7 protein-coding genes and 2 pseudogenes are annotated in these 10,334 nt (G+C 61.6%); all 9 read left to right on the forward strand.

Translation table 11 applies throughout. The features are described from left to right. Window positions 1–96, forward strand: a pseudogene (locus ACYVGY_RS08010) (integrase core domain-containing protein); the annotation flags it as partial. Between the two features lie 6 nt (window positions 97–102). After that, window positions 103–879, forward strand: coding sequence for a Mu transposase domain-containing protein (locus ACYVGY_RS08015; RefSeq protein ID WP_460456965.1), 777 nt, complete (start codon window positions 103–105; stop codon window positions 877–879). A gap of 3 nt (window positions 880–882) precedes the next feature. Continuing rightward, window positions 883–1,635, forward strand: a pseudogene (gene istB / locus ACYVGY_RS08020) (IS21-like element helper ATPase IstB). 171 nt (window positions 1,636–1,806) lie between these two features. After that, window positions 1,807–6,561, forward strand: coding sequence for an RHS repeat domain-containing protein (locus ACYVGY_RS08025; protein WP_460456966.1), 4,755 nt, complete (start codon window positions 1,807–1,809; stop codon window positions 6,559–6,561). Then, window positions 6,527–6,853, forward strand: coding sequence for a hypothetical protein (locus ACYVGY_RS08030; RefSeq protein ID WP_460456967.1), 327 nt, complete (start codon window positions 6,527–6,529; stop codon window positions 6,851–6,853). The genes ACYVGY_RS08025 and ACYVGY_RS08030 overlap by 35 nt, the downstream gene beginning before the upstream one ends. Window positions 6,854–7,018: 165 nt before the next feature. Next, a complete protein-coding gene (locus ACYVGY_RS08035) occupies window positions 7,019–7,534 on the forward strand; it encodes a hypothetical protein (RefSeq protein WP_460456968.1) in 516 nt (171 codons plus the stop codon). Between the two features lie 152 nt (window positions 7,535–7,686). Beyond that, entirely contained in the window at window positions 7,687–8,532 is an 846-nt protein-coding gene (locus tag ACYVGY_RS08040; RefSeq protein ID WP_460456969.1) for an RHS repeat-associated core domain-containing protein, read from the forward strand. Next, on the forward strand, window positions 8,529–8,930 hold the full coding sequence (locus ACYVGY_RS08045; RefSeq protein ID WP_460456970.1) for a hypothetical protein: 402 nt from the start codon (window positions 8,529–8,531) through the stop codon (window positions 8,928–8,930). Before ACYVGY_RS08040 ends, ACYVGY_RS08045 begins: the two co-directional genes overlap by 4 nt. 70 nt (window positions 8,931–9,000) lie before the next feature. Next, window positions 9,001–9,630, forward strand: a complete 630-nt coding sequence (locus ACYVGY_RS08050; RefSeq protein ID WP_460456971.1) for an RHS repeat-associated core domain-containing protein — start codon at window positions 9,001–9,003, stop codon at window positions 9,628–9,630. Window positions 9,631–10,334 lie beyond the last annotated feature (704 nt).

Below are 10,334 nucleotides of genomic sequence, written 5' to 3' on the forward strand. Positions count from 1 at the left end.
CGCGCGATCGGCGACTGGATCCAGTTCTACAACCACCGGCGCCCGCACCAGGCGCTCGGCATGAAGACACCCGCCGAGGCGTATGCTTTAGCGGCCTGACCTGTGCAGGAACCGCTGGGTCATTACATCCTGGCGCGCCTGCGCAAGATGACCTTTTTCTCGCTGGCTGAGATCAATGAGGCCATCGCCGACCTCCTGCCAGCGTTCAACGACCGCGGGTTCAAGCGACTGCCCGGCTGCCGCCGCGCCCGGTTCGAGGCCGAGGAACGCGGCAAGCTCCTGCCCCTGCCCGAACGCCCCTACGTGTTGGCCGAGTGGACGGGCGAGCTTCGGGTCGACAGCGGCTACCACCTCTTGATTGCCGGCCACTGGTTTTCGGTGCCGCATCGCCTGGTGGGTCAGCGGGTCTCGGCCCGCCTGAGCGCCGGCGTGGTGGAAATCTTCCACCAGCACATCCGCGTCGCGTCGCACGCGCTCTCGACCGTGGCCGGCGGGATCACCACCAACCCGGCGCATCCGCCTGAAAGTCATCGGGCCTATGCCGAGCGGACGCCCGAGAAGGTCCTGGCATGGGCTGGCACCGTCGGTCCCGCCGTCATGCAGGTGGTCCAGCAGCAGTTCGACCGGCCGGTGCCGGCGCTGGGCCTGCCGGCCTGTGACGGCTTGCGCAAGCTGGTGCGGACCCATGGGCCCGAGGCCGTGGAGTCCGCGGCGCGGCGAGCGGTGGAGATCCAGTCGCTGACCCTGAAGTCGGTGAAGTCGCTCCTGCAGAGCGGGCGCCACAAGCGCACGCGTCCCGAACCCGCCACCACCATGCTGCCGCCCGACCATCCCAACCTGCGCGGCAGCGCCTATTACCGCCAGCCCTCGGAGGCCTGACCCATGCTCATTCAACAAACGACCCAGGGCCTGCGCGGCCTACGCCTGAACGCCATGGCCGAAGCGTTCGAACAGCAGCGCGGTAACCCCGCGCTGCAGGATCTGCCGTTCGAAGACCGGCTGGCCATGCTCGTGGACCACGAGCGCCAGGCCCGGGAATCGCGTCGCGTGAGCCGCCTACTCAAGACGGCTCGCCTCAAGGCCGGCGACGCCGCGGTGGAGGACATCGACTTCCGCGCCAGCCGGGGCCTGGACAAGCGGCAGATGACGGCGTTGATGAGTTGCGATTGGGCCACCAAGGGCCAGAACCTGATCTTCACGGGCCCGACCGGGGTCGGCAAGACCTGGCTGGCGTGTGCCTACGCCAACCAGGCCGCGCGACGCGGCCTGCCGGTACTGTATCGCCGGCTACCGCGGTTGCTCGAGGAAATGGAGATCGCCCGTGAAGACGGCAGCCTGCACCGTCTGCGCCAGCAGCTGGCGCGCACCCGGGTGCTGGTGATTGATGACTGGGGCGTGTGCACGCTGACCAACTAAGGTCGGCAGGATCTGCTGGAAATCGTTGATGACCGGGTCGCCACCCTGTCCACGGTGATCACCTCGCAGCTTCCCGTCAGCGACTGGCACGCGTATCTGGGCGAGCCGACGTTGGCGGATGCGATCCTGGATCGCCTTGTCCATGCCGCCCACCGCATCGAGCTCAAGGGCGAGTCGATGCGCCGCTTGACGAGCGCCGTACCCGGCAAGGGGGAGTAGCCGAAAAGGGCCAGGCAGGGGGCCAACCCCTCCTGGCCTGCCGCGGCGGGCACGACCCTAGACGGCCCCATGAGACGCTGGAACTGCGACGGCCGTCACAAAAAGGGCTGGCCGGGAACGCGAAATCCCCGCGTTTGCCTGAGTATCGCCCTCAACCATGAGACCCCCGCCATGACGAAAGCGCTCGCGTTCGGCTGTTCCTTGGTGCTGTGGACGGTCGCCAGCAGTGTTGCCATCGCCCAGGACGCGATTCTTCCGTACCGCGAGTACGCCAAGCGCACCGATGCCGCTCAGAAGGTGAGTCCGCTGACGGATGCCGCCTTTGGCGCGAACACCAGCCTCTACAACGGCAGCACGAGCTTCAGCGTCGTTGACATTGACCTGCCCGGCAACAGCAGCGTCCCAGTTCGGCTGGGTCGCACCATGAAGGTCGATGACCGCACGTCTGGCTTTCGACCCACGGTTGGCGGCTTCGCGGAGTGGGAGATCGACATCCCGTATATAGATGGCACTTTTGCCTGGTCCGTTGGTTGGAAGGTCGGCTCGGGCGGGAGCACGGCCCGCTGTTCCAACACCCAACCGCCCACGATGCCCGGCCAGTGGAACGCCAACAAGGTCTGGCACGGCTACAGCATGCATCTACCGGACGCGGGCGCCGAAATGCTGTTCGTCAATAACAAGGCAGGCGTACCACAGCCGACCGACGGTGCGACGTATCCCTGGATCACCAAGTCTGGCTATCGAATCAAGTGCCTGTCCACCTTGGCCAGCGGCACCGGAGAAGGGTTCCTGGCTGTTGCGCCCGATGGCACCAAGTTCACGTTCAACTGGATGGTCACCAAAGAGGCGCCCCCGGTTCGCATGCCGGAGGTAAACGAACTGCCTCCCGGGGACGAGCTCCGACGCGCCCGTGTGTTCCTGCTCGCTACCCGGGTGGAGGATCGCCATGGCAACTGGGTGACCTACAGCTATACCGGTGACAAGCTGACCCAAATCAACTCCAGCGACAGCCGCAACATCACGCTGACGTGGAGTGGCGACCGCATCACCAGCGCGACGGCTGCTGGCAAGACCTGGACGTACCAATACGCCACCGGCCCCATGCTCCAGCGCGTCGTACTGCCCGATGGCTCGGACTGGGTCTATTCGTCGACAGGCGGGCTGGCGCAGACCGAGACTTGGCAACTTCCGTGGGAAGGCCCGACCGGAACGTGCGCCCCGTTTCAGTTGCCCGAGCAGGTCTATGGTTACACGGTGAAACACCCGGCCGGTGCCAGCACGACGTATACCTTCCACGGCAAGCGCCACTTCCGCACGCGGGTGAACTACTACTGCAACAATCCGCCTGGCACGGCGCTGGAGGAACTGCTGATCCCGAACTACGCCGACACCATTTCCTTGGTGTCCCGGACCATGGTCGGTCCCGGCATGTCATCGAAGACCTGGAGTTACGACTATGGCCACGTGGACAACTTCGGCTTCTGCTACCAGGACCCGTTCACCTTCGAGTGGTACTGCCCGCCACCCTTCCCGTGCCCGGCCGGCATGTGCCCGCCTGAGACGGACGCCAAGTACGTGACGGTCACAGAAAGCACGGGGCGCAAGACGCGCTACACCTTCGGCACCGGTTTTGACATCAACGAGGGGCGGATGCTGGCCGAAGAGGTGCTCGACGGCACCACGGTGAAGCAGCGCACGATCTCGACCTTCCTGACCGACGCGGAGGCCGCGTCGCAGCCGTTCGCCACGGCGTTTGGCACCAACCTGGTGCCCTACCAGCCGCTCGCCGCGCTCACCCGGCCGGTTCGCGAGCGGGTCATCACGCTCGACGGCACCACGTTCGAGTCCTACACGAACAGCTACGACAACTTCGCCCGGCCGACCAGCGTTCGCCAGCGCACGCGCATCGCGGGCGCGGTGCAGCACACCCGCACCGAGCTGACGGCCTATCACGATCGAACTGCGAGCTGGACCGTTGGACAGGTCAAGTCCAAGGAATTCGCCGGCCTGTCGCCCAAGCTCTTCGAAGTCACGCACCACGCCACGTCGGCGCTGCCGACGACCATCACCAAGCACGGCTTGCTGGTAGAAACCTACACGTACAACGCCAACGGAACGCTGGCCACGGTCAAGGATGGCCTGAACCAGACCACGACGCTGAGTAACTGGTACCGGGGTGTCCCCCGGGCCGTGGGCTTCCCGGACAGCACCGGCGTCAGCGCCACCGTGGACGGCTCGGGAAACCTCCTGAGCGTCACCAACGAACTGGGCGATACCACCAGCTTTGCCTACGATGGCGGTGGCCGGGTCAGCCAGGTCACGCACCCGACCGGCGACAGTGTTGTCTGGGCGCCCACGACGATCAGCACGGTGCCCGTGGCTACCGCAGAGTACGGTATCGCCGCTGGCCACTGGCGACAGACCGTCAGCACCGGCAATGCCCGCCGGATCACCTACTTCGATGGCCTCTGGCGACCGCGGCTAGTGCGCGAGTACGACACCGCCAATGTCGCAGGAACCAGCCGGTTTACTGTCCAGGACTACGATGCCGATGGCCGGGCCAGCTTCAGCGCCTACCCGGTGGCGAGCCTCACCAGCGTGGCCGGTGCGACCCAGGGCACCTGGACGCTTTATGACGTCCTGGGGCGGCCCACCTCGGTGAGCCAGGACTCCGAACACGGGCTGCTCACCACGACGACCCAGTACCTGACGGGGTTCCAGCGCCGGATGACCAACCCCCGGGGATTCCAGACCACGCTGAGCTATCAGACCTTTGATCAGCCCGACACCTCGGCGCCCAAGCAGATCTTGGCGCCGGCCAACGTCACCACGGCGATTGCGCGCACGGAGCGCGGCGAGCCCACGACCATCACCCGCAGCGGAACGTGGACCGGAGGCAGCCAATCGCTCAGCCGCCACTACGTCTATGACGCGCATCGCCGGCTCTGCAAGACGATCGAGCCGGAGACAGGCGCCACGGTGATGCAGTACGACGCGGCCGGCAACCTGGCATGGTCGGCCGCCGGTCTGTCACTCCCGGCCACGGGCGATAGCGCCTGCACGCCAGCGCGCACAGTTGCGTACAGTTCGGGCCGGCGGGTGGACCGCACCTACGACGTTCGCAATCGCGTCACAGGGCTCGTGTTTCCCGACGGCAACGGCAATCAGACCTGGGCCTATACGCCCGATGGCCTGCCGGCGAGCATCATCACGCTCAACAACGAGGGCAGCACGTCGGTCGTCAACAGCTACAGCTACAACAAGCGCCGGTTGATGACGGCCGAGAGCTCCGGCATCCCCGGCTGGTACACGTGGAATCTCGGCTACGGGTATGACGCCAACGGCCATCTGGCCTCGCAGACCTACCCCACGGGGCTGAACGTCGCCTACGCGCCGAACGCCCTAGGCCAGCCCACCCAGGCCGGCAGTTATGCCATGGGTGTGCAGTACCACCCCAGTGGCGCCGTCAAGCAGTTCACCTACGGCAACGGGCTCGTGCACACGATGGTCCAGAATGCCCGCCAGCTCCCGGCCCGCAGCACCGACACCGGCGGCGCACTGGACCACACCTACGCGTACGACCCCCAAGGCAACGTCCTGTCCACCATCGACCACAACGACGGCGCCCGCAGTCGCTGGATGGCCTATGACGCCCTAGACAGGCTGACCGACGCGGGCTCGGCGGTATTCGGTGGCGATCACTGGCATCGGTTCACTTATGACGCCCTGGACAACCTGCGGTCCTGGAAGCTCGCGGGCGTGAAGGACTACGCCAACTACACCTATGACGCCAGCAACCGGCTGACCGCGATCCAGAACACCGGCGGCAGCACGCTGCATTCGCTGGGCTATGACCTGCAGGGCAATCTTGCCAGCAAGGATACCGCTAGCTACTACTTCGACTACGGAAACCGCCTGCGTACCGCGACAGGCCCGGGTGGCGCCGAGGGCTATCGCTACGACGGCCATGGGCGGCGGGTGCTGGCGTGGACGCCCGCGGGCAGCAAGCTGAGCATGTACAGCGCCAGCGGGCAGGTGATGTTCCAGCACTCCGACCCGCAGGCCAGGACGTTCGAGACCATCTACCTGGCCGGCAGCCTGGTGGCGATCAAGGAGAATCCGTTCAGCGGTGCCAGCGTGGTGAAATACCAGCACACCGACGCGTTGGGTAGCCCGGTGGCCATGAGCAACCAGGCGGGCGCGGTGATCGAGAGGACGAACTTCGATCCGTACGGCGGCGCGATCAATAAGACCATCGACGGCATCGGTTATACCGGGCATGTTATGGACCCGGTAACGGGGCTGACCTACATGCAGCAGCGCTATTACGACCCCAGCATCGGAAGGTTCCTGTCGGTTGATCCCGTCACGGCCAACTCAGCGACTGGGGCGAACTTCAACCGATACTGGTACGCCAACAACAACCCCTATCGTTTTACTGATCCGGACGGCCGAGAGGCGGTCTGCAACGGTAGTTCTTGTTACATTGATTGCAACTCAATGCTGACATGCGGTGCGGACTATCTCTATGTCGGAATCGTGGTCACTCAGCGGCATCTTCAGAACGCCATCGATAGTGTTCTGGCAAACGAGGCCGCCGAAGGCCCATCTGAGGAGGGCGATAGTCCTAGCGAAGAGGGAACAAGAGAGCTCGGCGATTTGGAGCCGATCCACGCCCCAGATCATCCTCAGAACAACCCAGAAATTGGCAACCTCACCGACGACGAGCTTGGTGGAGCAATCAACAATCCAGCAGATGGAGAGAAAGTTAAGGTTCGCGGAAACCGGGTTCTTGATGGCAATACAAGAATCAATGAGGCAAGGGCGCGTGGTTGGCCGAGCGATACGCTCATTCCTGTCGAAGAACTTCCCGATCTTCCGGACAACGTAGATGAAGACCCGCTCGGTCCGTACAGAGAATTGTGAGGCGCTGAAAATGGATGAATCAATAGCGAAGCGAAAGGCGTTGCATTACATGTTGGCGACGGCACTCATCGAGATTCGCGCATCAAACACGTTGAATGCCGCACAAAAGATCGCTGATGTTTTTCACAATTTGCCGATGGGGTTGTTGAAGTGCTCAGCGAGTGAGGATTACGACGCGGAGTACGCCAAGCTTTTGCAAAGGGCGAAGCGATCTGGCTTTGAAGGGTATGTCAGAAATTTAATGGTGCTGGCAACAAGAACTGTTTCCGAAAAAGTTAACGAAGACAACTAGGCTTTTCCAATTGCGGCAAGCCCGCGCAATGCGTGGGCTTGCCGCATCAGTGCGCAGTGCCGCCGGAAATGGGGTCAGATTCACTTCCCGACTGCGCATTAGTCGCAGCAAACGCTGTATCCCCCGCCTATCGACTCTTCCCTTGCTGGATGGGAATTAGAAGCCATGAGTAGACTACTTCTGATGTCAATGCTGTGGGCCGCGCCTCTGCCAGCTTGTACTTCAACGGTCGATTCTCAAGAAGAGATTGTTGATCGCCGTGACCTTGGTATATTTTCGATCGGATCAGTTCTGAGTGTGAGCGATGCGCGCGAGTTCAATTCTACCGACTGTTTTGACCGCCCTGATTCTCTAGACGACTGTTCAGGCATAGACGACACAGGAATAAAATATGTCGTCTTCGGGTCGGCAGTCTCAGTTGTGTCAGCGGATTTCAATGATGCGGCTGACACCGTATCTCTCCCCTTCGGCTTGGTCTTTGGCGAGACAAACGAAAGCGCTGTCAGAAAGGTAGAGAAAAAGCTGTCTATTTCAATGGACGTCAGCACGACGAGCAGTGGTGGCGTTGAATACAGCTCCGACTTTGTGGTGACGTCAGGTGCGGGAGTTCCGTATTCGATCGTTTTGGTTGCTGATTCAAGCGGGCTGCTGGCAAAGTACATTGAGAGAACCGATTTCTGAATGCAATCAATGGAAGGCCGAGGCGTAGATGGGATTTATCGCTGCAGGGTTCAAGCCTCAGCCAGCGGTACCTGCGGCGCCTATCCAGTGACGCATACGGTGGGTTTGACTAACTTGACCAACTTGGTGGCCCCGCCGCCGTCGGAGGAAATGTGAGCCGGAGCATGCGGCTAATAACCGCGATCATGATGATTCTTGGTCTTGCGCAGACGGTGCAAGCGCAGCCTGCTGTCCGTTACGTGCACACTGACTCTCTCGGTAGTGTTTCTACCCTGACCGACGAGAACGGCCAGGTGGTTCAGCGGCGGGGGTACGAGCCATATGGGCAGCAGCTCACGAAAGTTGAGGATGGGCCTGGATACACTGGCCACATTCAGGACGCTGCATCCGGGCTGACGTACATGCAGCAGCGCTATTACGATCCGGCGATTGGGAGGTTCCTGTCTGTTGATCCGGTGGCAGCACGTGAGGGTGGCAATAACTTCAACCGGTACAACTACGCGGCCAACAACCCGTACAAGTACGTCGACCCTGACGGGCGTGAGATCAGGTACTTCCAGCAGGGCGAAGGAGAAATTCGCGCGCAAATCGCGGCAGCAAAGGCATCGACTCCCGAGATTCGGAAGATGATAGAAGCGCTGGAAGATTCGCCAAACGTCCACAACATAGGCAGCTTCGACGACAGCCCGACTGAAATGCTGCAGGCCAACAATACCGCCACCGGCCCAGGTGAGTCCGACCTAACGGGAACCGGGACGAACACGTACTACGATCCAGGCAGGTCGCCAGCCCACCATGGCGTCAAGCAGTCGCCCGTGGAGATCCTGGTCCACGAACTGAAGCACGCCTACATGAAGGATCAGGGCGTCATGCCGGCACAGGATGCGCCACCTGACCCGGAGACCGGCAACCCGGCGCGAGAACAGCCCGCGATTGACATGCAGAACGACTACCGCCGTTCGCAGGGCGAAGAGAGAATGATCGAGGAATACAATTGAACGTTCAGCGTGGGTTCCTTTCAGCAATAACCCTGTTGATCCTCCTGATAGGGTTGCCTGCGTGCACCCACGCTCCGTCGTCAACTGACGGGGTCGAGGCCACCACGTACATCGAGCACTACCGCCCCTCGCGAAGCGACTACCTCCGACTTCCGCGACAAGAGACCGAGATCGAGGCTTCTGCCCAACTCAGCGCGGCGGGCAAATCGCTGCTCGGAGCGATGGGGTACAACGTCAGGTTCGTCGGCGCAGTCCGCCTCGATCGATGCGACGACGTTTGCTATTTCTATCAGCCCGTCGGGGTTGACGACCTTTACTATGTGATCACCGTGGATGCGCACGAAACAACTCTATTGAAGTGGTTCACGTATTCGCCCCTCGATGACGGTAGCGGCTGACTAGAAGCACGAAGAACGGTTCCGGGTTCGCTTTCTCGTCTGCCTGACAGTGGGAGTCAGCAGCGAATAGATGCAGCAGCGCTATTACGATCCCGGCATCGGAAGGTTCTTGTCGATTGATCCCGTCACGGCCAACTCGGTCAATGGCACCAACTTCAACCGCTATTGGTACGGCAACAACAATCCGTATCGTTTCTCTGATCCTGATGGGCGGCTCGCAGTTCCAATGGCACTTGGTGGATGTGCGATCAGCGGTCCGGCTTGTCCAGCGGGTGCAGCTGTTGGGGCTGTGGTTGGAAAGATACTTACCATTATTGGTGTTGCAGTTGTTCTGAACGAGGTTGCAGAGGGAGGCGACAGCCCAAGTAATCAGGAAGTTGGCGGCAAGGCACCACCATTGCCCGAGGATTTGGTCGGCGAGAATCCGGAAGTGCGTGGGTCTGGCGGAAGTGCTACGTCGGGCACATTGTCGCCGGAGTATGGTGGCTCCGGTGGTGACTATGACTCGGATCTGGTTACATTGGCGGGAGAAACACACCCCGCGGGTCCAGGAGAGTCAGCACCGGAAGGCGCGCAAATTGGCGCGAACGGGGTGTTCGGTCGAGAAGTCAATTCATCGGGTGGACGGAGTATCGACATTCCGGCTAATGGTGATAAGCCGCACGAGACGCTGCACTATCCTCCGCGTGAGAAACTATGAGTACGCATCTTCCAATTCGATTTCTCGGTGGCGGCGCCTCGGGACTTACTGCTGCTTGCGGAAGTTTGCTTTCGTGCGTTAGGTGGCCCGAAGGTCAATCGCCTGAATGCACATGGCGTTTAGAGCTTGTTTGGCACAGTGGAATAGCTTGGACCGTGCAGGGTATTCCGACGATGACCCAGTCGGGACACGAGATGGGCTCGATTCAAGTAGAGCAATCGTCCGTAGAGTCTCTTCCCCCAGGATTTCGCCGCGTTGATTTTCACTTGAATCACTTTGTTCTGGCGGACATTAAGGTCGCAAGCGCGTCGGAGTACGGCATTACATCCGACTGCGCATTTGCGTTAATCAGTTGCGCTGGACAAGAGCTGGCCGTTGCGACAGCGCCGGCGCCCGGCGCCGTTGCCTTGGTGTTACCTGATCGGCCTTACCCAAAAACAGAGTTCACTTCTTCAGGCTTTTCTTGGAGGCATGTGCGTTAGGCAGCGGCCGAGGGTCCTGCGAACTCAGATATCTGGCGAATCATTCTTTGCGGCGAATCGTTATCGTTTGATTTGTTCCGCGGCCGCCAGGAACGTATCGATCAGCCCGAGTAGTTGCTGCTTGGGCTTGGGCGGCATCCGCTCGATCATCTTGAGCCGGCGCTCGAGCCGCGTGCTGACAGCGGGCATGGCGACCTTGGCGCGTCGCCCGGTGTGTACGCC

The organism is Arenimonas alkanexedens (assembly GCF_054781355.1).